The organism is Ruegeria sp. H7 (genome assembly GCF_056532945.1).
This window is the reverse complement of sequence record NZ_JBQFNZ010000007.1, coordinates 1-22,591: the sequence shown is the minus strand read 5'-3', so window position 1 is coordinate 22,591 and position 22,591 is coordinate 1. Positions and strand designations below refer to the sequence as shown.

The following is a 22,591-nucleotide window of genomic DNA, read 5'->3' as shown; positions in this document are numbered from 1 at the left end:
AATGAACCAACATACCAACCCCGACCGCGAGGCGCGCAACATTCTGGTTGCCAATGATCGCGGCGGTTACACCATCCCCACCGAAGGGCTGTATCCCTATCAGTGGAACTGGGACAGCGCGATTGCCGCACTTGGTTTTGCCGAGTTCGACATCGACCGCGCCTGGGTCGAGCTTGATACGTTGTTCTCGGGCCAGTGGGATGACGGCATGGTGCCGCATATCCTGTTCCACCAACAGGATGACGGCTATTTCCCGGGTCCCGATGTGTGGGGCTGCCACGGGCCGATCCCGTCCTCGGGCATCATCCAGCCGCCGATTGCCGCGACGATGGCGCGCAAAATCTGGGAACAAGACCCAGACGCGGGTGAGGCGCGCATCCGGGCGCTGTTTCCGGCCATGCTGGCGTGGCATCGCTGGATCGTGAAATGGCGTCTGGACGAGCATGACGCCGTATGCACAACCCATCCCTGGGAGGCCGGTCGCGACAATGCGCCCGACTGGGACAAGACCATGGCGCGCATGGACGCATCCGATGTGGGTGAATACCAGCGCCGCGATACCGCCCATGTGAACAGCGAGGATCGCCCAACCAAGTTCGACTATGACCGCTATATCAAACTGGTGCAGATTGGACGCGATGCCCAATGGGATCAGCAGAGATTGCTGGCGGACAACCCGTTCCGCGTGGCCGACCCGACCATGACATTCACCACATTGCGCGCCGCCCGGGATTTGCTGGCGGTCAGTGAGGCGTTGCATCTGAACTACGATGGTTTGGCGGATGACATAGCGCGGCTTGAGGCCGGCGCGCTGTCGCTGTGGAACGAGGATCTTGCGTCCTTCGACTCGCGCGATGCCCATTCGGGTGAATGGTCGGGCACTGTGTCTAACGCGTCCTATATGTGCTGGTTCGCGGGTGTCCACTCGGATACCATGCTGGACCGGATCAGGACGGTGCTGAACACCGTCCCGCATCCGGTGCCAAGCTACGATCCAACCATGCCCGGCTTCGACGCCCGCCGCTATTGGCGCGGGCCGACCTGGGCAATCATGAACATGATGATCGGCTTTGGCCTGGAAGACATGGGCCATACAGCCGAGGCAGACCACTTGCGCCGCAAAACGGCCGAGCTGATCTCGACCTTCGGGTTTGCCGAGTACTTCGATCCAACAACCGGCAGCCCCGCTGGTGGTAACGCATTCACCTGGACAGCCGCTGTCTGGCTGCACTGGGCAGGGAGGTCCTAATGGGTAGCATCGAACTTAAAGGCGTCGAAAAGTGGTTTGGCACCGCGCAGGTCATCAAAGGCATCGACTTGCAGATCGAGGAGGGCGAGTTCGTCGTGTTTGTCGGCCCGTCAGGCTGCGGCAAGTCCACGCTGTTGCGCATGATCGGCGGGCTTGAAGATATCTCGCGCGGTGAGCTGTTGATCAACGGCAATGACGTCACGGATCATCCGCCCTCCAAGCGGGGCCTGACCATGGTGTTCCAGTCCTATGCGCTTTATCCGCATCTGACCGTGGCCGAGAATATGGGCTTTTCGCTCAAGGTCGCAGGGGTCGCCAAGGCCGAAATTCACGAGCAGGTCGGTAGGGCGGCCGAAGTTCTGAAACTGGAACCGTTTCTGGAACGGCGGCCCAAGGATCTGTCCGGTGGCCAGCGGCAGCGCGTTGCCATCGGGCGCTCGATCGTGCGGGATCCGACCGCGTTTCTGTTCGATGAACCGCTGTCGAACCTCGACGCCGCGTTGCGGGTCGAGATGCGGTACGAGATCGCGAAACTGCACCAGAACCTCAAGCGCACGATGATCTATGTGACCCACGATCAGGTCGAAGCGATGACGCTGGCAGACCGGATCGTGGTGCTGGAATACGGCAAGATCGCTCAGGTCGGTACGCCGCGCGAATTGTATGAACGCCCGGCCAATCTGTTTGTCGCCCAGTTCATCGGCAGCCCGAAGATGAACATCATGCCCTGCACAACACGGGATGGTGCCTATCATCTGGATAATGGCGGGTCCGGCACGTTCGACCTGACGGGCGAAGCGACCCGCGTGGGCATCCGCCCCGAACATATCGAGGTGGTCGCCCCCGGTGCAGGTCAGACGGATGGCACCATCGAAGTGGTCGAGTATTTGGGTGCCGATACGTTCCTGATCGTCGATTGCGGCTTTGAAGAGAAAGTGACGGTTCGTCTGAACGGCGATACGGATCTGACCGCAGGAACCGGGATCGGGCTGCATTTCCTGCCCGAAAAACTGCGTTTCTTCGATGCGGACGGGCAGGCTGTCGAGGGTTAGGGCAACGGTATAAATCGGGTACCCCGACGCGCCGATCACCCGGCGCGTCGCTGACACTGATGTCTTGCGGCGGTTGCGCATGGTGTCGCAAAGTGCAAGTTGCGCCTGTCTCCGTTAAGGGTATTTGCATCATGGCCCACCCGCCGATCCTTTGGTCTTTTCGCCGCTGCCCCTACGCAATCCGGGCGCGCCTTGCGATCCTCAGCGCCGGCGTGCAGGTCGAATTGCGGGAAATCCTGCTGCGGGACAAACCCGAGGCTTTTCTGGACACATCTCCCTCGGCCACGGTTCCGGCCCTACGGATGAAAGGCGGGGTGCTGGATGAAAGCCTTGAGGTCATGCTCTGGGCCCTGAACCAGAATGACCCGGCCCGTCTATTGGACATGCCACAGGCAGGTTGGGATTTGATCGAAACCAATGACGGCCCGTTCAAAGCGGCTTTGGATCATACGAAATACGCAACGCGGTATCCGGATCTGAACCCCGCCACCGAACGCGGAAAAGCGTCAGCGCATCTCTTTCAGCTTGATGCGCAACTCACCGGACAGCGCTGGCTGTTTGGCGAGCGTCCAACGCTGGCCGATCTGGCCATTTTGCCCTTCGTGCGCCAATTCGCTTTCATCGACAAACCGTGGTTTGACGCACAGCCCTGGCCGAATTTGATCGGTTGGCTGAACCGGTTTCTGGAGAGCACATCTTTCGAACAGGTTATGACAAAATACCCGACATGGTCAGAAGGGGACGCACCTGTTTGGTTTGGCTTATCGACCCAGCCAATGCCCGGGGCGCGGGAAGCCAGGGTCTGACACGCGCCGACTGACGCCGGGGCGCTATGGCTGCTGTGCGTTACGGTCCAAGGCGGAATTTGGTCGGCGTCATGCCGGTCTGGCCACGAAAGAAACGCGTGAAATGGGACTTGTCTGAATAACCAAGCATGAGACCGATCTCGGCAATTGTCCTCTTGTTTTCTCTAAGATGCTCTTTGGCCACATCGACACGCAGCCGTTTGACCTCGCGGGTCAAGGTTGTCCTTTGGTGCCTAAGGGCTTTCAGTAACCGCTCGGGCTGTATGCCCAACAGCCCGGCCACCACCTCTGGCCCCAGATTGGTTTCGTCCAGTTTGTCCCGCAGGACGGATCGCAATGCAGCCACCACAGTTACGTCCTCGTGTCGCCGGGGTGAAAACTCTGCCATGGTGGATTCTTGTGAGACATGGTGCAAAAACAACCATTCCACAGGAAAGCTGATCTGCATTCCGGGATCGGTTCCAAGACCAACCTCAATCCCCTTGTAGCCAATGGGCAGGCCATTAATGTATCTGCTTTCCCATCGCACCCGGGACGGATCCCATGACGATCCGACGACGGTCTGCAAGAGGCGCACATAGATAGCGGCGCCGAAGCCGGTCACCTGAACAGGTGGGACTGTTGGTTCCTGTTGCCTCTGGATCCGATAGATCGCTTTGTCCGCGTCAACGACAAGGCTGTGCCTTACAGAATTAGACTCGCGCGGGACAAGCCCCACGAAACGGGCGAAAAATTCGAATAGGGTATGTGTCGATTGCAGGGCCTGAGCGAACGGAGGCCACGCCTGCAGGTCGAACGTTTCCCCCACGTTCAACCCAAGATACCGGTCCCCGGCCAAGTCCGCGAAGGCATTTATCAGACCATAGACCAGTTCTGAATGGACATAGACAGATGGGTCAGACAGCAGCTCAGCCTTCAATCCGACCTGATCCAGGGCGGGTTGCGGATTGATTTTGCGGTCAGTGAGATATTGCAAAAACGGAGCCGCCAAAGCGAGACGGATAAAGCCTTCGCTATGTTCCGAAGTCGAGGAGTTGAAAGGCAAGCTTGTCACCCTTTGTCGGTTTGTTCAGTGGCCACTTTTACAGTCACATTCGAACATCCTAATTCGAAACTGGCAACCGGGCCAAGAAATTCCGGGCTACAGTTAGGAATTGGTGAATATGAAAGGGAGACCCTATGCCCGGCTTACAATTGCCCCTTCGCACAACGGTGATCTTTGCGGCGGCCCTGACAGTGTCGGCGCCCGCACAGGCTCAGGACCAAGCGGAACCTCAAACGCTGTTTACCAACGTCCACGTCTTTGACGGTGTCAACGAACAGCGTATCGAGAATGCCAGTGTTCTGGTCGAAGGCAATCTGATCACGTCGGTTTCAACGGATGCTATCGATGCCCCTGATGCCATCGTGATCGACGGCGGCGGGCGCACGCTGACACCGGGCTTTATCGAGAACCACGCGCACCTGATGCTCATGGGGCCATCGATTGCTGAGATGGAAACCAACTCGACCTGGGAGGATTTCGCCATCCACGGGACCCGGATGGCCGAAATGTACCTGATGCAGGGCTTCACGACCGTTCGTGATGCCGGGGGCGCTGGCGGCGGGCTGCGGCGCGCAATAGACGCCGGCCAAATCGTCGGCCCCCGCTTTTATCCTTCCGGGGCATTTCTCGGAACACGTGGTGGTCACGCCGATTTCGCATCCTTCACATCTCCGCCGGGCGGGGTGACCAATTTTGGCACTCTGAATATGGCCCAACAGGTCAACGGTGTTGACGAAATTTACATGTATGGCCGCAACAACTTGCGCATGGGTGCCACGCAACTGAAGTTCATGCAATCGGGTGGGGTGATTTCGGCATTCGATCCATGGCAGTTGCTCGCCGGTTCGAAGGAAGAGATTGAGGCCGCTGTTCAGGTTGCCAACGAGTACGGCACCTATGTCATGGCACATTCCTACCGCAAAGAAGCGATCATCAATGCCCTGAATGCAGGGGTTAGAACCATTGAACACGGATTTCACTTTGACTGCGAAATTTCTGCTTTGATGAAAGAAAAAGGAGCGTACATCACGACGAACATCACGGCATTTGATCCGGGCCTTCTTGACGTTCCGTCCGTGAAAAACAACCCTAACAGTTTGAGGAAAGCCAAATCGGCCTCGGCGACCTTCGAAGCCTATATTCCCAGCATGAAGGAATGCCCGGCGCCGCGCGGATTCCAAACCGATTGCGTGGGCTCAGTCGAAGCGTGCAACATCCAGATCGCCTACGAGAAACATTTGAACAACCATTTCTTCGGCCCCTATGCGTCGATGGTAACCCTGACTTCGGTAGGTGGCGAGATCGCGGCACTTAGCGGTGATTTCATGAACCCCTATCCGGAAGGAAAACTGGGCGTGATCGAGGAAGGTGCCTATGCCGACATCCTGCTGATAGACGGCAACCCGCTTGAGGATTTCTCGGTCGTTGGCACCGGCGACCAGTGGTTCGGCGCAGACCCGAGGCCCGAAAGCCCTGAAACGATCCGTCTGATTATGAAAGACGGCGTGATCTACAAAAACACATTGGATTGATCGGTAGATAGACGTTGGAGAGTTTCATGCGTCAATGGCTCCAAGTTTTTACCATCGCAACGCTAGGAATGGGGTGTCATTCCGCCATGGCGGCATCCGGCACTTCGCTGGACTGGTCTGACCTGCCGGATCCGTCAACACAGATCTTTGACGACCCGTATCGCGATCTTGCCCCCGAACAGTTCGACGATGTCCTTTTCGTCGTGCGCCTGCGCGGCAGACTGCAGCAGAATGTCGGCAGCGTTGAGGAAAGACAGAAATGGCAAGAGCTGCTGACTGAAACCGAAGGCGCATTGTCGGCAGACGGAATTGATGTCGACTGGCTGCTCGATCAGCGAGAGGTTGTGACAGAACGCCGAAGAAAGGCTGGCACACAAGGAAACCCGCAATTCGATGGTCAGACAATCACACTTGCGGGCTTTGCCATTCCAGCCCCGACCGATCCTGACGGGCGATCTGTGGTGTATCTGGTTCCGGAACGTGGGATGTGCAGTCACATGCCCCCGCCGCCGCCGAACCAGATGATCCGCGTGCGGTTGAACGGCGATTGGACGCCCAGCTATTTTCATGAACCGGTGAGACTTACAGGAACGCTGACGATTGACCCCTCGGTTCAAAACATGATGGTCGTGGATGGCTTGATGCCCATGAGTGCGACTTTCCAGTTGGAGACGGATACAGTCGAAACGCTGGAGACTGAGGCAGACAGGCTGGAATGGAAACAACGTGCCGCCGATCGCATTCGCGCGGCGGAGAATCGCAAGACGGGTGGGGCGCGCGCATCGGAATGATCAGAAGCCTGCTTGCCTTATTTTGTTTTGCCTTTGCTGGTTCAGCTTTGGCGCAGGGATTATCCGGGCCCTCTTCCGTTGAAGCTGATCTTGAGCCCGGAGATGGTCTGACCGACCCGCAGTATCGCTCGGATTTTCCGCGCAACATCGCTGCTGGCTGGTTCCAGTGGAAGGACAGGCTGGCCGAGGACGGGTTTCGGTTCAACATTGATTACCTGGCGTTGGGCCAAACAACGAATGCCGATCCGGGAACCGGCGAAGCGGCCAGTGGAATTGCGCGTATCTATGGCAGTTGGCGGGCGACGGAACGGGGTTTGCTGACGTTCAAGATCGAAGACCGGCACAGTTACACGGATGTTTCCCCGCAGTTTCTTGGCTTGGATGGCGGCGCGCGCGCGATTACGGGAACAGCATTCAACGACAACGGTTTGCTGTTGACCAACCTGTTCTGGACCCAAAGGGCCAGAGATGGCTCTTGGACATTGCAAATCGGGCAAATCGACGTGACGGACTTTGTGGATATCTACGGGCTGGTCAGCCCTTATAGTGGGTTCCAGAACCTGTCCTTCAACACCAACCCGACCATTAACACGCCCAATCAAGGTCTTGGCGTTGCCGGTGGGATAAAGCTCAGCAAAAACGTCTATGCCGTCGCCAGTGTCTCTGACGCAAACGCCGACCCGTCTGATCCAAATTTTGATGTGTTCAGCGATGGCAAACTCTTCAAATCACTCGAACTTGGCTACACCTCTGGCTTTGATCGCATCTATTTCGACAATATCCACCTGACCCTCTGGCATGCGGATGCCGCCGACGATGGCAGCCGTCCGGAAGACTATGGTGCCGCGTTTTCCGCGGCCTGGTTTGTCGACAACAGATGGATGCCATTCTTTCGGGCCGGGGCCTCAAAAGGGACGGCCGCGCTTTATGACCGGTCCGTCTCGGCCGGTTTGGGCTATTACGGTCGCAATACCGATCTGGCCGGGCTTGGCCTGAATTGGGCCGAGGCAAGAGGCATAGACGGCACACAGTTCACGCTTGAGGCATTCTATCGCTTTTCAATCTCACCCGGGCTGCAGATCACACCGTCGCTGCAGTTCATTTCCAACCCGCTCGATAACCCCGATCAGGACAGCATCACGCTGTTAGGTCTACGAACCCGGATCGTTTTCTGATGCCGGTATCACGCAGCATCTGTCTTGGATTTCTGTCTGGAGGTACCGCAATGAAGACCCTGTTGACCGCAAGCATAGTCGCTTTTGCTTTTGGTGGCGCATTGCACGCAAGCGAAGAAAGCAAGACATGGGACGCATCAGATGAAGCGAAGCAATTTGTGCAGGACACAATCGTGCTTGGCATGTTGGCCAGCCCTTACGGGACCGGTTGGACCGAGTATGAGCAGCTTCATACTTATTTCGCACGCGCTCGGGACAGCGGCATCACGGGGCATGAGATGACGCTCGCTGCGGCGGATATGTCCTTTGAGACTTTTCTTGAACAGCATTACCATTTCCGCGCGGCGATGGCGCAGCAGCCGGAAAACTACCTGATCGTGAACGAAACCCGCGATATTGAAGCCGCCCATATTCAAGGAAAGACGGCGGTCATCTGGAACAGCCAAACGGCCACGATTCTGGACGGCGATCTGACGAAGATCGCCCTGCTCAAGGATATGGGGATCAAGAGTATGATCCTGGCCTACAATGACATCTTCCGAACCGGATCAGGGCAATTGGCGGCCTACAACGGGCGCGACATCGGGCTGACCCCTTGGGGGAAGTCTGTCATCGATGAAATGGTGCGGTTCGGTATCCTGCTGGACCTCAGCCATACCGGTTCCAAAACGGCCAATGACGCCATGGATTACATGGATGAGACCTACCCCGGTGTACCCTATGTTTACACGCATTCAGTCCCTGCCGGTCTTTATGCGAACGAACCCAATGCCACGCCGCGCGGGTGTTATCGGGCCATTCCCGATGATGAGGCGCTGCGCGCGGCCAAATCGGGGGGATATGTTTCTCCGACATTCACCGAATGGATGATGGACGGTGTCTGGCCCGAGGATATCTCTCCCAAACAAGCCGCTGATATGATCGACTACTACGTTCAACTTGTGGGCGTCGACCATGTCGGGATCGCAACGGATGACATGTTCTCGCTCGAACTGGTCGTGGAGTTCGCGACTGCAAACGCGAGCATGTACGATGACGGAGGGTACATGATCGATGCCTTCAACAAAGGGGCGACCGGCAACGGCGAACTTGCCAAAATTCTGGCCGCGATTACCGATGATCTTTGGGCGCGTGGCTATTCCAACGAAGACCTTGCAAAGATCTATGGCGGCAACAAGATGCGGGTCTACGCGCAAGTCTGGGAAGGCAAACCGCCCGAGCAGTTTCTGAAGGAATACCCCGAGCGTTTGCGCCTCAGGCAAGAGCTTCGTGATGGGTTCTATTCGCGATAGAAACGCAAGCGTGTGCATGAAGCTGGTCGACTAGGCGTGGCCAATTTCATTTTGGGCAAGTTGGCCCGGCTCTCAGCCTTTCAACGCATCGACAGCCGTTTTCAGCCGCGTGTTCGCCCACAGGTTAGCTGCCGCCGCGGAACGGATATCAGAGTTGAACAAACCCATCGGACCCATCACCGCGGGCCGGAACCCGCGCGCAGAAACCGGCGAGGTGACTGTCAGGCAATCCACTGGTGCAGTGCTGGGATGGGGATGGTGGGTGATGAGAGACTCGAACTCCCGACATCTTCGGTGTAAACGAAGCGCTCTACCAACTGAGCTAATCACCCGTGACGGTGCATGTAGCCAAGCCTGCGGGCGGGCGCAAGAGGGTGGGGTGGAATTTCTTGAATAGATTTGTTTCACCGGGAACGGTGGGAGGACCGCACGCCCAATGCCTGGGCCTTTGGCCAAAAACGTTGTCCGATCGAAGTTTTTTCTACCTTATCCAAAGTGCGTCAGGAAACGCGCTTGCGTGGTCCATGCAGCCTCCGATATTCCCAAACAGGATGGTAACTTTCCAGTCGGGAGTTTTAATGGCCCTTTCAATGGCCCGCCGAACAGTTTTTGCCTCTATGGTTCTGATCGCAGTTCTGCTGGCTCCGATACGGGCTGGGGCAGAGGGGATATTGGTATTCGCTGCAGCCAGCCTGAAAACCGCGCTGGATGAGATTGCGTTGGACTACACGCAGCAGACGGGCGTGGATGTGATCGTGTCATATGCGGCCTCGTCGGTCTTGGCGCGCCAGATTCAATTGGGTGCGCCGGCGGATGTGTTTATTTCCGCAAACCGGGATTGGATGGACGCGCTGCAAGGGGGCGGATGGATCGACCCTAAATCGCGGGTGGATCTGTTGGCAAATGGGCTGGTTCTGATTGGACCGGCGGACCGGGCGTCGGATGGACAGCTTGCCCCCGGATATGATCTCTCGGGTCAACTGGCGGGCGGTTATCTGGCTATGGCTTTGGTGGACGCGGTGCCTGCGGGCATTTACGGCAAAGAGGCGTTGCGGACTCTTGGCTTGTGGGATGCGGTGCAGGGGCAGGTGGCGCAATCGGACAATGTCCGCGCGGCGCTGGCTTTGGTTGCAACCGGCGCAGCCCCGCTGGGGGTTGTCTACCGATCTGATGCTATCGCTGAAACGCGTGTCGGCGTTGTGGGCACGATACCGTCCGAGGCGCATCAGCCGATTGTCTACCCTGCTGCTTTGACCGGTGCTGCCAACAAAGACGCCGCAGGGTTTCTGGATTATTTACAGACCAAGGACGCTGAGGTCGTGTTTCTGAACCAGGGCTTTGCCCTGCCGGGCGAGTGACGCAGATGGAGTGGTTGGGTCCGGCAGAGTTGGAGGCGTTGAAGCTGTCATTGCGCGTGTCTTTCTGGGCGACGCTGGCAACTTTGCCCTTCGGCATATTTGTGGCCTACGCGCTGGCGCGCTGGCGGTTTCCGGGTCGTCAGGTCCTGAACGGGTTGGTGCATTTGCCGCTGATCCTGCCGCCTGTCGTCACTGGATACCTGTTGTTGCTGACCTTCGGCATTCAAGGCCCGATGGGCCGGTTTCTGGCCGAGTTTGGAATTGTCGTCGCGTTTCGCTGGACCGGGGCGGCTTTGGCCGCAGGGATCATGGCCTTTCCACTGATGGTCCGCGCCATTCGCCTGTCGATCGAAGCTGTGGACCCACGGCTGGAACAGGCCGGGTCAACGCTTGGGGCCTCGCGTCTGATGGTATTCGCGACTGTAACTCTGCCGATGATCCTGCCGGGGATCATCGCGGGCTCGATCCTCGCGTTCGCCAAAGCGATGGGAGAGTTCGGGGCAACCATCACCTTTGTGTCCAACATTCCGGGGCAGACCCAGACCTTGCCCTCGGCCGTATACGCCTTCCTGCAGGTTCCGGGCGGTGAGGCCGCTGCGACCAGATTGGTGATCATTTCGATCATCATCGCCATGTCTGCGCTGCTGCTCTCGGAATATGTAGGGCGGCGCGCCGCTGCCCGGGTGGCCGGGACATGAGCCTTTCTGTTCGCCTGCAACACAGCCTGCCGGGGATCGATCTGGATCTGACCTTTGACGCGCCGCCGGGGGTGACGGTTCTGTTCGGACGCTCCGGGTCGGGCAAAACCACGGTGGTCAACGCCGTCGCCGGGTTGCTGCGGCCACAGGCCGGTCGGGTCGCCGTGGATGATTGGGTTTTGTTCGACACCGATCACCAGAACTGGCTGCCCCCGCACAAACGGCGTCTGGGCTATATCTTTCAAGAGGGGCGCCTGTTCCCGCACCTGACCGTGCGCCAGAACCTTGCCTATGGCCGCTGGTTTGCGCCGCGCAGGGCAAAGCGGGAAAACCCCGACAAGGTCATCGAGATGCTGGGCATCGGTCATCTGCTGGATCGCCGTCCGGCCATGCTGTCGGGCGGTGAGAAACAGCGCGTTGCCATCGGTCGGGCCTTGCTGGCCAGCCCGCGCCTGATCCTTGCGGACGAGCCTCTGGCCGCGTTGGATGACGCGCGAAAGGCTGAGATCCTTCCCTATTTCGAACGCCTGCGCGATGAAGTGTCGGTCCCGATCCTTTATGTTACCCATTCGGCGGCCGAGGTTGCGCGTCTTGCGACGTCGGTGGTCGCGCTGCAGGACGGCAAGGTGGCGCGTCACGGTCCGGCGTCCGAGGTTCTGTCCGACCCGTCCGTCGCCCCTGCCGGTATTCGCGCCGTGGGGGCCGTGCTGCAGGTGCGGGTGCGGGAACATCATTCTGACGGTTTGACCGAGTTGGATGCCGGTGGCGAGCGGTTGTTCCTGCCGCGCATCGCGCATCAGGTCGGGGAAACCCTGCGCATTCGTATCCCCGCGCAAGAGGTTATTCTGTCCAGCAACCCGCCCGAGGGTCTGTCGGCCCTGAATGTGCTGAGCGGGCAGGTGGATTCGATCCGCGCGGGTGATGGGCCGGGGGCGATTGTGTCGGTAAAAACGCCAGCGGGCATTGTTCTGGCGCGGGTCACGCGACGCTCGGTCTCGGCGTTGGGTCTGCAACCCGGCGTGGCGTGCCATACGGTGATCAAAACCGTTGCGCTGGCACCGCAGGATGTTGGCGGGCGGATCTTGCAGGACAAATGACAGGGGGTCCTCTGACCGCTTTACTCATGCTGCACGACATCTATGTTATTGACAGAGAACGGAGTTCATTCAGGGTGTTTTGCCTATGAGACTTTTATCAGCTCTTTTGGTCACAGGCGGGATGGTTATGCCCGATTTGGCGCAAGCTGTCGGATTTGGCCTGAGCGTTCAGCCCCAGTACCGGACCGAGATCACTCAGGTCGGTGAGGGAACCTACAGCGTCAAAGCCATCGGTTCGTCCGCCCCTGTGAACTATTGGTGTGGCATTGGCGATTTTGCGATCCGTTCGCTGGGCGTGCCGAACAACCAGCGGATTTACATCTCGAAAGCCTATGAGCCGGGTGTGCGGACGGTTGAGTTCTCGCTGACCCCGCCGCCTGGTGCGGATACGAACCCCGGATACTCGATCACCGTCAAACGGGTGGGCGAGAATATGTCGGCATCCTCGGCGCAGAACTACTGCTATGACAACTTCATAGATTTCGGGTTCTGAGCTTTAGATCCATTTCGCCAGAGGCGGCAGGCTCATAAGCACGGCATCCGGGTCATGCCCGGTCTCCAGACCGAATTTCGTGCCTCGGTCATAGACCAGATTGTATTCGGCGTAGAGGCCGCGATGCACCAGTTGCGTCTCTTTATCGGCGTCCGAGAATGACTGCACCCGGCGCTTTTCAACCAGCGGCAGGAAGGCAGGCAGAAAGGCTTTGCCGATGTCCTGCGTCAGGGCGAAATCGGCCTGCCAGTCGCCAGTGCAGTAATCATCCATGAAGATACCGCCAACGCCGCGGGCGCGTTTGCGGTGGGGGATGTAGAAATATTCGTCGGCCCAGTCTTTCAGGCGCGGGTAATGGCCGGGGCCGTGCGGGTCCAGATGGGTCTTTTGCGCCGCGTGGAAATGGGCCGTGTCCTCATCATACTCGATGCAGGGGTTCAGGTCTGATCCACCGCCGAACCACCAGGCGTGCGGGGTCCAGAACATGCGCGTGTTCATATGCACCGCCGGGACATGCGGGTTCTGCATATGTGCAACCAGACTGATGCCCGATGCCCAGAACCTTGGGTCTTCGGTCATTCCGGGGATACCCTTGCGCGCCGCCATTGCCTGCTGCGCACGTTGGCCCAGCGTGCCATAGACGGTCGAGACATTGACCCCGACCTTTTCAAAGACACGCCCACCGCGCATCACCGACATCAGGCCGCCGCCTGCGTCCGAGCCATCCTCGGAGTGGCGAGTGGTTTCCTTGACCTCGAACCGGCCCGGTTGGGCGTCCGAGAACGGGCCTGTGTCGTGGCTGTCTTCCAGCGCTTCAAAGGCGGCAACAATGTCATCGCGCAGTTGACGGAACCAGGCAGAGGCAGCGGTTTTTTCTGTATCGAACATTGGGTCTTAGTGCGCTGGCGCGGCAACAGGATCCAGCAGGGTCCGGCCACCGTCGATTGTCAGGATTTGCCCGGTTATGAAGCCGGCTGCGTCGGATGCGAGAAACTGGGCCGTTTCCGTCAACTCGGTGGGTGCCGCAATGCGGGCCAGCGGGGTATGTTTTTCAATGTCATCCCGAAAGTCGCGGTTTTCCTTCAGGGTGGACTGCAAGGATGCACTCATGACCGATCCCAGCGCGATGGAATTCACGCGTATCCGGTTCGGGGCCAGTGCAACGGCTAGCGAGCGTGTCATCTGATCCAGCGCAGCCGTAGACACCGAATAGGCCATCAGATCGGGATGGGTTCGGCGGGCGGCAATCGAGGACAGGTTTATGATCGATCCGGCCGGGTTTTCGTCCTCGTCCCCGGCCTGTTTGATCATGCGCTTGGCCACCAACTGGCTGAGACGCAACGCGGGCATCAGGTTCTGGTTCAGCAGCGAGCGGACCGAGTCGTCATCGGGGTCCAGCGGATCGGACGGGATCACCTGCCGTGCGCCGTTGATCAGAATGTCCACCTGATCGAACGCGTCCAGCGTGGCCGAAAGAAGGTTGGCGATGGTCAGCTTCTCGCGCAAATCGCCTGCAAAATAGCGAATATTGCTGTCATCTGCCTGCTCGCCCAGTTCCTCGACCAGACGCTTTTCGTCCATATCGGCGAACATCACATTCGCCCCGGCATCGGCAAAGTGGCGTCCGATGGCCAGCCCGATCCCATTGGCCCCGCCTGTGACGATTGCTGTCTTGCCAGCTATGGAAAAGGACATCCGAATCCTCCTGAGTTGGTGGGCAGGTTAACGGGCCTCAGCGTCGAGGGCGAGAGGCATGAAAGACCTTGAACCGATTGTCACCGGCAACCTCTTCCACATGCGCGAAAGTCTCGGCCAGCGTGGCTTCGTAGGGCAGGTGGCGATTGGCGACCATCCACAGATTGCCATTGCGCGTCAGGTTGCGGGCGGCAGAGGTGATAAAGCCCTGACCCAGCGCGGGATCAGCGCTGCGCGAGGTGTGAAAGGGCGGGTTCATGACCACGGTATCGCAAGGCTCGCTGGCCTTCCACGTCACGGCGTCTGCCCAGTGAAATGCAGCCCGGTCGTCGGTCACATTCGCGCGGGCACAGTCGAGCGCCGTGTGATCCGCTTCGACCAGATGCAAGGATGTGATGCGGTCGCGCTTTAGCAATTCGGCTGAGAGATACCCCCAACCGGCCCCCAGATCGGCAACGCGTGGCCCCAGTTTTTCGGGCAGGGCATGCAACAGAAGCGCCGAGGCTGGATCGATGCCGTCCGCTGAGAATACGCCGGGTGCGGTCCGGTACCCGTCGACCAACTGCGCCTTGGGCGCGGCCCAATCGGCAAAGGCCTGAGGCTCGGATTGGAACCAGAATATCTTGCCATGTGCCTTGGACAGCGGCCCTTCGACAGACACACGCTTGCGCACGTCTTTCAGGATACTGTCCACGCCATTGGTTTTGGCCCCGTCAACAACAACCAGACCACTGGCACGGGTGCAGGCCTGATGGATCAGCGCGCGGGCCAGAGCCTTGGCGCGGGGCAGGAAAACAACTGTGTCGTTGCAGGGTGTGCCCGCTTCGGGCACTGCGGCAAAACCCAGCGACGCAAAGTGATCGTGAAATGGTTTGAACGACTGCACGACCTGCGTATCACGCGGCAGGTCGGACAGATCCTGTTCGGGCGTCGGGCCGATCACTGTCAGCGGGTGCGACAGCGTCAAACCGCTTTGCAGTGCGAGATCGAGGCGAGGGGACATCTTCGAATGCGTCGAACAGCAGCGCGGGGCTTACTCTTCGCGCTCCATTGTACATTGCAGCGGGTGCTGATGGCGGCGGGCAAAATCCATCACCTGACCCACCTTGGTTTCGGCAATCTCGTGGCTGAACACGCCGACAACGGCGACGCCCTTCTTGTGCACGGTCAGCATGATCTCGAACGCCTGCGCATGGGTCATGCCGAAGAAACGTTCCAGAACGTGAACCACAAACTCCATCGGAGTGTAGTCGTCATTCAGCAGCAACACCTTATACAGCGGAGGGCGCTTGGTCTTTGGCCGCGTCTGAACCAGAACGGACGAGTCGGCGTCGTCATCCGATTTGTCAGACATCATCCAGGGGTTTTCCAGCATCGCGCGCTTCTGTCCGATTCAGGCATTGGGTTTATCTGAGCGCTTATATAACGTCGATGGGCGCAGAGAAAAGAGGAAGAGAGCGTATTCTGAATGGTGGAAAAACTGACCACAATCGGGTTCGACGCGGATGACACCCTTTGGCATAACGAGCGGTTCTTTCAACTGACGCAGGCGCATTTCGCCAGCTTGCTGAAAGACCACGCCGACCGCGATCACCTGATGGAGCGTCTTCTGGCCGCCGAGAAACGCAATATCCGTCACTATGGTTACGGCATCAAAGGCTTTGTCCTGTCGATGATCGAAACGGCGATTGAGGTGACTGAGGATCGTGTGCCTGCATCCGTGATCCGTCAGTTGATCGAAGCCGGGCAAGAGATGTTGGCCTATCCGATCGAGTTGCTTCCCCATGCCCGCGAAGCCGTTGAGGCGGTCACCAACGAATATTGCGTTGTTTTGATCACCAAGGGCGATCTGATTGATCAGGAGCGTAAACTGGCCCAGTCGGGGTTGGGCGACTTGTTCGACGCGGTCGAAATTGTCTCGGAAAAGACAGCCGACACATACCGGTCGATCTTCACCGCGCATGGCGATGGCCCGGCATCGGCGATGATGGTCGGCAACTCGATGCGGTCAGATGTTGTGGCCCCGATTCAGGCTGGTTCCTGGGGCGTTTACGTGCCGCATGGTCTGGTGTGGGAGGTCGAGCATGCCGACGCCCCTGTTGATGATCCGCGATTCCGCGAGCTGCGGGATTTGGGCGATCTCAGCGATCTGATCCAGGAACTCGGGTGATGTTGCCATTCGGCCTCAGTTCCGAAAAATCCGCTTTGGGATACGCCACGTTCCCGCCAGCTTCGCCGATGTAGTAGGGTCAAGGTCGCGTCGCGCCTAGATATAGCTGCGGGCGCGGGCCATAACGAAACTGCGAAAACCGCAGCTTTCGGTTTATTTCACACGGCCCCTGTGTTAGCCTTTCTGACAAGCAGAATAAATTTTAGCTGACCGGGAAAACCCGGCGGCGCGAGGCAGACAGAGGCAAAGATCGTGCAGATTCGGCGGACAGTTCCGGCCCGAATGGGCTTATTTCTCATCGCATTGTTGATGGTGCTTTCTTTTGCGCCGCTTAAATCTTTGGCCGCACCCTACGCTGCCATGGTGATCGATGCCCGCACGGGCGAGGTTCTTCATTCCCGCAACGCGGACACCCGGCTGCATCCGGCATCGCTGACCAAGATGATGACGCTGTATATCGCGTTCGAGGCGGTGCGGAACGGCGAGATTACATTGGATACCCCGGTTCGTATCACGCGGGCCGCAGCGGCAGAGCCACCTTCGAAACTGGGCCTGCGCTCGGGCCAGACCATCGCCTTCCGGTACCTGATCCGCGCGGCGGCTGTGAAATCGGCCAACGACGCAGCAACCGCCATCGGCATCGCGCTCAGCGGGTCCGAGGCCGCCTTTGCGCGTCGCATGACCCGCACGGCCAAGGCCATGGGCATGAGCCGCACGACCTTCAAGAACGCACACGGGTTGACCGAGTCGGGGCATTTGTCCACCGCGCGCGACATGACCACGCTGGGGCGGCATCTGCTGTATGATTATCCGCAGTACTACAACCTGTTCTCGCGCCAATCGACCCATGCCGGGATCAAGACGGTTCCCAATACGAACCGCCGCCTGCTGGCTGCATACCGGGGCGCGGACGGGATCAAGACAGGCTACACCCGTGCTGCGGGCTTCAACCTTGTCGCCTCGGCCAAGCGTAAGGATGAGCGTATCATCGCAACCGTGTTTGGCGGCAAATCCAGCGCCTCGCGCAACGCCAAGGTGGCCGAACTGCTGGATATGGGCTTCCGCCGTGCGCCGTCACGCGCACCGATCCGCAAACCTGCGCGGCCCTCTTACGCGGGCAATACGGGGCTTGGCGGCTCGACTCAGGTGGCCAGCATCAGCGGCGCGCCCAAAGCCAGCCTGCGCCCGGTTCTGCGTCCAAGCGCGGCCACGCAAGTTGCCAGCGCAATCGCCGAGACGGCAGATCAGGATCGTGACCGTATCCAAAGCGGCATCGCTGCGGCAATTGCCGAGGCTGATATTGCACCCACCGCTCCTCCGGTCGAAAGCTCGGACACACGCCCTGCATTGCGGCCCGACAACCTGGTTCTGGCATCGACACAACCTGCGGAACAGCCCGAACCCGAGCAGGAGGTCGTCACCCGCCTGTCCACATCCGGCGGGCATCTGTGGGGCGTCAATGTCGGTCGCTACACCACGCGATATGAGGCCGAGAAGATCTTGCTGAAAACAGCGCTGTCGGAAATGACCACGCTGGAGGGCACGCTGCGCAAGGTTAACCAAAGCTCGAAAGGGTTCGAAGCAACGTTCCAGGGCATGACCCGCGAACAGGCCGATCTGGCCTGCCGCCGGTTGCAGGCGCGCAATGTTACCTGTTTCATGATCGGGCCGTCATAAGACCCGGCATATTCTCTCCTGATGGGTCTGGGCTGCGAGGTTTCGCAGCCCTTTTTTCATCCGGGAATGTCAGTCGAACACATGCCCATGTTCATACTGCTCGTCCTGCCCGGCAGCCGCCGTTAGTGCGGCCACGTTGTCCTTGGTAAAGAACCCGTCATAGTGGTGGCAGCGTTCGATATATTCGGTGATCAGCAGCGTGTTCTTCGAGTGTTTTGAGAAGATCTGTTTCAGGTTCGGATCATCTTTGCACTCACCCACCACATGCGCCAGGAACGGCACGCCCTTGTCTTTCAGCGTGTTGACGACGAAATCGACATTCTTCTCGCCCGCGCCATGATCGCCGTCTTGTATCTCGACCGCCATGTGGTGCAGGCGACGGCCGAAATTGCGCACGAAATCCTCGGTCGGCATCGGCAGCTTGGCGAAGGAATTCACAAAGGACGGCGTGTTGTTGGCGGTGAACACCTTGGCCGGGGATTTCTTGTCGTCATCCACATTGGCGTTGCGGTTCACATTGGTGGACGAGTTCATGTCGAAGATGTTGTATGCGCCCCAGAAATAATAGGGCACCATGGTCAGAAATTCGAGGATCGCATCCTCACGCTCACCCGCCAGAACCCGCGTGGCAAGGTGGTCGATCCCCAGCATCAGTGGCCCAATCTTGCTGTCCTCGGCAAACGCGGCCGCCTCATCCAGTTTCGCTTTCTCGGCATCGCTGAGCAGAACGCGATCCCCGAGGCCCAGACTGTCTGGATCATTGAAATCCAGCGTCGAGTAACCGACCCGATTGCAGGTGAAATCGGACGGGGTCGTAAACCGAAACCCGTCCCGCGTGTAAAAGGGGTTTTCCGTGTCGCCGGGATATTCGAACCGGATATTCTGATCCTCCAGCGTTTTGCTGAGCGCAGTCAGATCGCTTGCTGCAAAAACCTCGCCCACATACCGGGTCTGTGGGGTGTTGCGGGCCAGCGGGTACATGCGGTTGATACGCGGGATGAAGTCTTCAAATGTTTCGCTCAGTGGTGCCATCACGATCAGTGCCGGGTAATCGGCATGTGAATGCAGGACCGAGAACTTGTGTGTCCGCCCCAAATAGCTGGCCGAGTGGCGATAGGGCGTCATCACATACAATTCGACCAAGGTATCGAACAGAGCGGTGGTTTCGACCTGTATGACAATCGCCCGCATGGGGCCAACCTGATCCGCGATCCCCGAACTTGTCCTCCGCTCGTAGATCATCGGCAAGTATTCGTGAAAGAAGTCCGAGTTCTTCTTATCGCCTCGGGGTTCATAAGACATCAGATCGAAAGACATTGGCGCCTCCTTGCGGAAATCTGGCTGCAAGCGTGTTGCTGCAATAACGGTATTCAGAACATGCACTTGCAGGCATGCTAGGCGCTGAACCCCGTTCGGGCAACAGCCAGACCCTGGACCGCCTGGATTACGGCCAGATGGCTATCTGGTGAACTTTGTCACCTCGACCTCGCCCGCAATCAGGTTTTCCCGGACCGAGTGGGCAATCTGCACAGCCGTTGGCCCGTCGCCATGCAGGCAGATCGTATCGATTGAGGTCTCAAGGTGTTTGCCGGATTCAGTGATGATCGCGCCCTCGCGAACCATGTTCAGGATGCGCGGCCCGGCAACTTCGGGGTCATGGATCACCGCGCCGGGCAAGCTGCGATCGACCAGAGTGCCGTCGTCATTATAGGCGCGGTCGGCAAAAATCTCGCCCACCCATTTGCAGCCAAGCTCGCGCACGGCCTCTTCCTGTTTCGTAACCGCCAGTACCATGATGATGATGTCGGGGTCCACATCCAGCGCCCCCTGATAGCAGGCCCGCGCCATGTCGATATCGACCGAGCACATATTGGCCAACGCCCCATGCAGTTTCAGGTGCCGGACCTTGGTGCCAACAGCCGCCGCCATCCCCATGGCTGCGCCCAGTTGGTACCGCACCAGATTGCGCAGGCTGCCATGGGGCACTTTCATATTGCGGCGGCCAAAGCCCTGAAGATCGGGAAAGCCGGGATGTGCGCCAATGCCCACATCGTTCTCGGCGGCCAACGCCATCGTCTTGGCCATCACGTCCCAATCACCGGCATGAAACCCGCAGGCGATATTGGCAGAGGTGATGATCTTCAACAGGCTTTCGTCATCGCCCATCTTCCACGGGCCAAAGCTTTCGCCCATATCAGCATTCAGATCCACGCGCGGCATCTAACGGTCTCCTTGCTCGGTGGCAGAGATCACTCCGCCGATCAATTGGTAGGACAACAAGTCCGGAATGTCATGCGGGTCGCGCACCAGTGGCTCAACACGCCCCGGCAGGCGGGCAAGATCCGCCCGAAAGGCCGCATCCAGTTCCATCGCCTGATCCATCGTCACGAATTCGAACCGGACCGAGCCACCTGCGAGGGTTTGCGCGGCACGCGGCATATCGCAGGGCAGTACGGTTGCAATCCGGGGGTAACCGCCGGTCGTCTGGCACTCGGGCAGCAGGATGAACGGGTTGCCAGTTCCGGTCATCTGGATGTCGCCGGGGGTGATCACTTCGGACAGGATGTTCAACTGCCCCTTCGCGGCGAACCCCTCACCGTCGCTCTCCATCTGCATGCCCATCCGGTTGGCGCGGGCACCCCGCCGGAACTGGGTTTGCGTGAAACGGCCCAGCGTCGTGTCATCAAACAGTGGGGTCTGAAAGCTGGCCACAACGCGCAATGTGCCGCCGTTGAACCGGTCGCTGGGGGGCAGCTTGCGCCCGGGCTCGCCTGCATCCGGCCCCGCGGGAAGCGTATCGCCCGCCTCGACCGCGCGCCCGATTTTAGCCGTCAGATGGGTCGCGCGTGAGCCAAGAAACACCTCGGTATCGATGCCACCACCCACATGAAGGTAGCCATAATTGCCTTGCAACGTCGCACCAATCGTCAGGCGTTGCCCGGGTTCCAGATGATGGGATGCGTTCCAGACAACAGGCGCGCCATCGATACTGGCTTGCATAGGCGCGCCGGTCAGCGCGACCCGCACGGGCTGAGTGGCTTCGAACTCGCCCCCCATGCCTGCCATTTCCAACGCGGCCAAGTCCGGGCTTTGCCGCAACAAGGCCGCGCCTTCATGCAGCGCCAGAATGTCGGCCGCCCCGGACCGGGACAGTCCCTGATCCAGGTACCCCGTGCGCCCCTGATCCTGAATGGTGCATGCGGGGCCGATACGTCTAACAATCAGGCTCATGACGCAATCTCGTGACAGGTTGCGCCGCCAAGGCCGTCTTCGTTGTTCGTGCGAATGCTCTGCAATTCGTCACGCGAAATGGGATCAAACTGCAATTCGTCGCCGGGTCTCAGGGTGAAGGTCTCTTCCATCTCGGGCCGGAAGCACCGGAACGCAGTTTGACCGATATGCCGCCATCCGGTCGGGGTGGGGCCGGAAAACAGAACAAACTGCGAGATCGCAAGGACCAGAGCCCCCTCAGGCACCATCGGGTTTAATTCTTGCAGGCGCGGTATTTCGAACTCGGGCCCAAGGGGGCCGAGGTAAGGCTGACCGGGCGCAAAGCCAATCGTCAGAACCCGCACGCGGGACTGGCTGAGGCGGCGAATGGCCTCGGCGGTGCTCAATCCGGCGGCGGCTGCCGCTTCATCCAGTTGCGGGGCAAGATCGGTACCGTACACAGTCGGAACCCGCCACAACCTGCGCCCCGTCGGCAAGGGCGTCGCATACCAATCCTGCTGTTCCAAAAGCTGATGGAGGCTGGCTGTGATTTCACCGTAGGTCAGCTGCTGCGGATCATACCGCACATAAGCCGACCCAAGAGACGCCGAGGTCTCAACAATCCCGCTCAGGCCCAAGGCATCAAGCGCGGCCCGAAACGCCAGCGCGGCCCGGTTTGCGGTATCCGACATAGTGTCTGCAAACGTCACCAGGGCTCCGTCAAAGCCGACATTGCGTATAGCAGGAAAAGTGGGGGTGAGGGTCATGTCCGTCCCGCATCATCGTCATTGCTTGTTCCCTGGGAACCAGAGCGCATCGCGCAGAGATGCGCAAGGTCGGGTGCGGTGTCAGGGTGGCTTTTCAATGCCATCCAAATCTTTCCTGCGCACTTCATGCCGTTGGGCGCGGGAAACTATCCCGATTCATCGATTCATGCGGTGTTGAGCAAGGCCGATTCACCACACCGAGTCGCGTAGCCTAGTAGTCGGTGGCCATCGATGCCCTATATATAGTGGTGGACTGTGTAGGCCTTGGTTCGGAACAGCGACTGCGAGGCCCCACAAGTACCCCGCAGGTGCAGAGATTGGTGTTTGGTGGGTTGCTAAACAATTGAAAAGTATATATTTTCCCTGAGTATGCAAAAAAATGCGCCAGAATGCATTTTTCTGCTTGCGGCTATGAAAGGTTATGCTTAGAACGCCCTTCACCGGCGCTGCTGAGGCGCTCGGGACGCGGCGGGAGCGGCGGAGA

General features: G+C 59.0%; 22 protein-coding genes and 1 tRNA gene. 13 read left to right on the top strand and 10 right to left on the bottom strand.

Translation table 11 applies throughout. The features are described 5' to 3' along the window. Position 1: 1 nt before the first annotated feature. The 3 genes from ACR0AC_RS15045 to ACR0AC_RS15035 all read left to right on the top strand — a co-directional run bounded on the left by ACR0AC_RS15045 (position 2) and on the right by ACR0AC_RS15035 (position 3,107). Complete coding sequence (locus ACR0AC_RS15045) at positions 2-1,249, top strand: MGH1-like glycoside hydrolase domain-containing protein (RefSeq protein WP_480874476.1); 1,248 nt, start codon at positions 2-4, stop codon at positions 1,247-1,249. Then, a complete protein-coding gene (locus tag ACR0AC_RS15040) occupies positions 1,249-2,301 on the top strand; it encodes a sn-glycerol-3-phosphate ABC transporter ATP-binding protein UgpC (protein WP_170455459.1) in 1,053 nt (350 codons plus the stop codon). Before ACR0AC_RS15045 ends, ACR0AC_RS15040 begins: the two co-directional genes overlap by 1 nt. Positions 2,302-2,432: 131 nt before the next feature. Further along, positions 2,433-3,107: a glutathione S-transferase gene (locus ACR0AC_RS15035; RefSeq protein WP_480874473.1), complete on the top strand. Its 675-nt coding sequence runs from the start codon at positions 2,433-2,435 to the stop codon at positions 3,105-3,107. Positions 3,108-3,147: 40 nt separating this feature from the next. On the opposite strand, the gene ACR0AC_RS15030 is transcribed toward ACR0AC_RS15035, so the two are convergent. After that, positions 3,148-4,161 carry a helix-turn-helix domain-containing protein gene (locus ACR0AC_RS15030; RefSeq protein ID WP_480874470.1) on the bottom strand — a complete coding sequence of 338 codons (1,014 nt, stop codon included), beginning with the start codon at positions 4,159-4,161 and terminating at the stop codon, positions 3,148-3,150. Positions 4,162-4,286: 125 nt separating this feature from the next. Here ACR0AC_RS15030 and ACR0AC_RS15025 point away from each other — a divergent pair, with 125 nt between their 5' ends. Genes ACR0AC_RS15025 through ACR0AC_RS15010 form a run of 4 tightly spaced genes read left to right on the top strand, consistent with a single transcriptional unit; the run spans position 4,287 to position 8,942 of the window. Next, a complete protein-coding gene (locus ACR0AC_RS15025) occupies positions 4,287-5,684 on the top strand; it encodes an amidohydrolase family protein (protein ID WP_170455453.1) in 1,398 nt (465 codons plus the stop codon). Positions 5,685-5,710: 26 nt separating this feature from the next. After that, on the top strand, positions 5,711-6,475 hold the full coding sequence (locus ACR0AC_RS15020) for a DUF3299 domain-containing protein (RefSeq protein WP_480781284.1): 765 nt from the start codon (positions 5,711-5,713) through the stop codon (positions 6,473-6,475). Continuing rightward, complete coding sequence (locus ACR0AC_RS15015) at positions 6,472-7,650, top strand: carbohydrate porin (RefSeq protein WP_170455449.1); 1,179 nt, start codon at positions 6,472-6,474, stop codon at positions 7,648-7,650. Before ACR0AC_RS15020 ends, ACR0AC_RS15015 begins: the two co-directional genes overlap by 4 nt. 50 nt (positions 7,651-7,700) lie before the next feature. Continuing rightward, positions 7,701-8,942 (top strand): dipeptidase, encoded by a 1,242-nt coding sequence (locus tag ACR0AC_RS15010; RefSeq protein ID WP_480874465.1) that lies wholly within the window; start codon positions 7,701-7,703, stop codon positions 8,940-8,942. A gap of 256 nt (positions 8,943-9,198) precedes the next feature. Here ACR0AC_RS15010 and ACR0AC_RS15005 read toward each other — a convergent pair. Next, positions 9,199-9,274: transfer RNA gene (locus ACR0AC_RS15005), tRNA-Val, on the bottom strand. Positions 9,275-9,520: 246 nt separating this feature from the next. Between ACR0AC_RS15005 and modA the strand changes: the two genes are divergently transcribed. The 4 genes from modA (at position 9,521) to ACR0AC_RS14985 (ending at position 12,588) form a co-directional block, all read left to right on the top strand. Next, complete coding sequence (modA, locus tag ACR0AC_RS15000) at positions 9,521-10,300, top strand: molybdate ABC transporter substrate-binding protein (RefSeq protein ID WP_170455445.1); 780 nt, start codon at positions 9,521-9,523, stop codon at positions 10,298-10,300. A gap of 5 nt (positions 10,301-10,305) precedes the next feature. After that, positions 10,306-10,998, top strand: coding sequence for a molybdate ABC transporter permease subunit (gene modB / locus ACR0AC_RS14995; RefSeq protein ID WP_170455694.1), 693 nt, complete (start codon positions 10,306-10,308; stop codon positions 10,996-10,998). Beyond that, entirely contained in the window at positions 10,995-12,095 is a 1,101-nt protein-coding gene (gene modC / locus ACR0AC_RS14990; protein ID WP_480874461.1) for a molybdenum ABC transporter ATP-binding protein, read from the top strand. Before modB ends, modC begins: the two co-directional genes overlap by 4 nt. A gap of 85 nt (positions 12,096-12,180) precedes the next feature. After that, a complete protein-coding gene (locus ACR0AC_RS14985) occupies positions 12,181-12,588 on the top strand; it encodes a hypothetical protein (RefSeq protein WP_170455441.1) in 408 nt (135 codons plus the stop codon). Between the two features lie 3 nt (positions 12,589-12,591). Here ACR0AC_RS14985 and hemF read toward each other — a convergent pair whose 3' ends face one another. The 4 genes from hemF to clpS are packed head-to-tail and all read right to left on the bottom strand — an operon-like array spanning position 12,592 to position 15,658. Further along, the gene (hemF, locus tag ACR0AC_RS14980) at positions 12,592-13,476 is read right to left on the bottom strand and encodes an oxygen-dependent coproporphyrinogen oxidase (RefSeq protein ID WP_480874458.1); all 885 of its coding nucleotides are present in this window, start codon (positions 13,474-13,476) and stop codon (positions 12,592-12,594) included. A gap of 6 nt (positions 13,477-13,482) precedes the next feature. Then, on the bottom strand, positions 13,483-14,283 hold the full coding sequence (locus ACR0AC_RS14975) for an SDR family oxidoreductase (protein ID WP_170455437.1): 801 nt from the start codon (positions 14,281-14,283) through the stop codon (positions 13,483-13,485). A 37-nt stretch (positions 14,284-14,320) separates the two neighbouring features. After that, entirely contained in the window at positions 14,321-15,286 is a 966-nt protein-coding gene (locus ACR0AC_RS14970; protein WP_480874456.1) for a class I SAM-dependent methyltransferase, read from the bottom strand. Positions 15,287-15,316: 30 nt separating this feature from the next. After that, entirely contained in the window at positions 15,317-15,658 is a 342-nt protein-coding gene (clpS, locus tag ACR0AC_RS14965; RefSeq protein ID WP_170455433.1) for an ATP-dependent Clp protease adapter ClpS, read from the bottom strand. A gap of 93 nt (positions 15,659-15,751) precedes the next feature. On the opposite strand from clpS, the gene ACR0AC_RS14960 reads away from it, so the two are divergent. After that, the gene (locus tag ACR0AC_RS14960; RefSeq protein ID WP_480874452.1) at positions 15,752-16,453 is read left to right on the top strand and encodes an HAD family hydrolase; all 702 of its coding nucleotides are present in this window, start codon (positions 15,752-15,754) and stop codon (positions 16,451-16,453) included. A gap of 282 nt (positions 16,454-16,735) precedes the next feature. After that, entirely contained in the window at positions 16,736-18,130 is a 1,395-nt protein-coding gene (locus tag ACR0AC_RS14955) for a D-alanyl-D-alanine carboxypeptidase family protein (protein WP_170455430.1), read from the top strand. A gap of 69 nt (positions 18,131-18,199) precedes the next feature. Here ACR0AC_RS14955 and ACR0AC_RS14950 read toward each other — a convergent pair whose 3' ends face one another. The 4 genes from ACR0AC_RS14950 to ACR0AC_RS14935 all read right to left on the bottom strand — a co-directional run bounded on the left by ACR0AC_RS14950 (position 18,200) and on the right by ACR0AC_RS14935 (position 22,107). Next, positions 18,200-19,447, bottom strand: coding sequence for a hypothetical protein (locus tag ACR0AC_RS14950; RefSeq protein WP_480627301.1), 1,248 nt, complete (start codon positions 19,445-19,447; stop codon positions 18,200-18,202). 141 nt (positions 19,448-19,588) lie between these two features. Then, positions 19,589-20,350: a 5-oxoprolinase subunit PxpA gene (locus tag ACR0AC_RS14945; protein ID WP_170455425.1), complete on the bottom strand. Its 762-nt coding sequence runs from the start codon at positions 20,348-20,350 to the stop codon at positions 19,589-19,591. Then, positions 20,351-21,361, bottom strand: coding sequence for a 5-oxoprolinase subunit C family protein (locus ACR0AC_RS14940; RefSeq protein ID WP_170455423.1), 1,011 nt, complete (start codon positions 21,359-21,361; stop codon positions 20,351-20,353). Continuing rightward, positions 21,358-22,107 (bottom strand): carboxyltransferase domain-containing protein, encoded by a 750-nt coding sequence (locus ACR0AC_RS14935; RefSeq protein WP_170455421.1) that lies wholly within the window; start codon positions 22,105-22,107, stop codon positions 21,358-21,360. Before ACR0AC_RS14935 ends, ACR0AC_RS14940 begins: the two co-directional genes overlap by 4 nt. Positions 22,108-22,591 lie beyond the last annotated feature (484 nt).

Excerpts from the sequence above, each read along its gene's own strand:
- ACR0AC_RS15020 (WP_480781284.1), top strand. The coding sequence starts at position 5,711 with ATGCGTCAATGGCTCCAAGTTTTTACCATCGCAACGCTAGGAATGGGG.
- ACR0AC_RS14935 (WP_170455421.1), bottom strand. The coding sequence starts at position 22,107 with ATGACCCTCACCCCCACTTTTCCTGCTATACGCAATGTCGGCTTTGAC.
- ACR0AC_RS14945 (WP_170455425.1), bottom strand. The coding sequence starts at position 20,350 with ATGCCGCGCGTGGATCTGAATGCTGATATGGGCGAAAGCTTTGGCCCG.
- ACR0AC_RS14985 (WP_170455441.1), top strand. The coding sequence starts at position 12,181 with ATGAGACTTTTATCAGCTCTTTTGGTCACAGGCGGGATGGTTATGCCC.
- ACR0AC_RS15040 (WP_170455459.1), top strand. The coding sequence starts at position 1,249 with ATGGGTAGCATCGAACTTAAAGGCGTCGAAAAGTGGTTTGGCACCGCG.
- ACR0AC_RS15045 (WP_480874476.1), top strand. The coding sequence starts at position 2 with ATGAACCAACATACCAACCCCGACCGCGAGGCGCGCAACATTCTGGTT.
- ACR0AC_RS14955 (WP_170455430.1), top strand. The coding sequence starts at position 16,736 with ATGGGCTTATTTCTCATCGCATTGTTGATGGTGCTTTCTTTTGCGCCG.
- modB (WP_170455694.1), top strand. The coding sequence starts at position 10,306 with ATGGAGTGGTTGGGTCCGGCAGAGTTGGAGGCGTTGAAGCTGTCATTG.
- ACR0AC_RS15025 (WP_170455453.1), top strand. The coding sequence starts at position 4,287 with ATGCCCGGCTTACAATTGCCCCTTCGCACAACGGTGATCTTTGCGGCG.
- ACR0AC_RS14975 (WP_170455437.1), bottom strand. The coding sequence starts at position 14,283 with ATGTCCTTTTCCATAGCTGGCAAGACAGCAATCGTCACAGGCGGGGCC.
- ACR0AC_RS14950 (WP_480627301.1), bottom strand. The coding sequence starts at position 19,447 with ATGTCTTTCGATCTGATGTCTTATGAACCCCGAGGCGATAAGAAGAAC.
- ACR0AC_RS14960 (WP_480874452.1), top strand. The coding sequence starts at position 15,752 with ATGGTGGAAAAACTGACCACAATCGGGTTCGACGCGGATGACACCCTT.
- ACR0AC_RS15015 (WP_170455449.1), top strand. The coding sequence starts at position 6,472 with ATGATCAGAAGCCTGCTTGCCTTATTTTGTTTTGCCTTTGCTGGTTCA.
- ACR0AC_RS14940 (WP_170455423.1), bottom strand. The coding sequence starts at position 21,361 with ATGAGCCTGATTGTTAGACGTATCGGCCCCGCATGCACCATTCAGGAT.
- clpS (WP_170455433.1), bottom strand. The coding sequence starts at position 15,658 with ATGCTGGAAAACCCCTGGATGATGTCTGACAAATCGGATGACGACGCC.
- ACR0AC_RS14970 (WP_480874456.1), bottom strand. The coding sequence starts at position 15,286 with ATGTCCCCTCGCCTCGATCTCGCACTGCAAAGCGGTTTGACGCTGTCG.
- modC (WP_480874461.1), top strand. The coding sequence starts at position 10,995 with ATGAGCCTTTCTGTTCGCCTGCAACACAGCCTGCCGGGGATCGATCTG.
- ACR0AC_RS15035 (WP_480874473.1), top strand. The coding sequence starts at position 2,433 with ATGGCCCACCCGCCGATCCTTTGGTCTTTTCGCCGCTGCCCCTACGCA.
- hemF (WP_480874458.1), bottom strand. The coding sequence starts at position 13,476 with ATGTTCGATACAGAAAAAACCGCTGCCTCTGCCTGGTTCCGTCAACTG.
- modA (WP_170455445.1), top strand. The coding sequence starts at position 9,521 with ATGGCCCTTTCAATGGCCCGCCGAACAGTTTTTGCCTCTATGGTTCTG.
- ACR0AC_RS15010 (WP_480874465.1), top strand. The coding sequence starts at position 7,701 with ATGAAGACCCTGTTGACCGCAAGCATAGTCGCTTTTGCTTTTGGTGGC.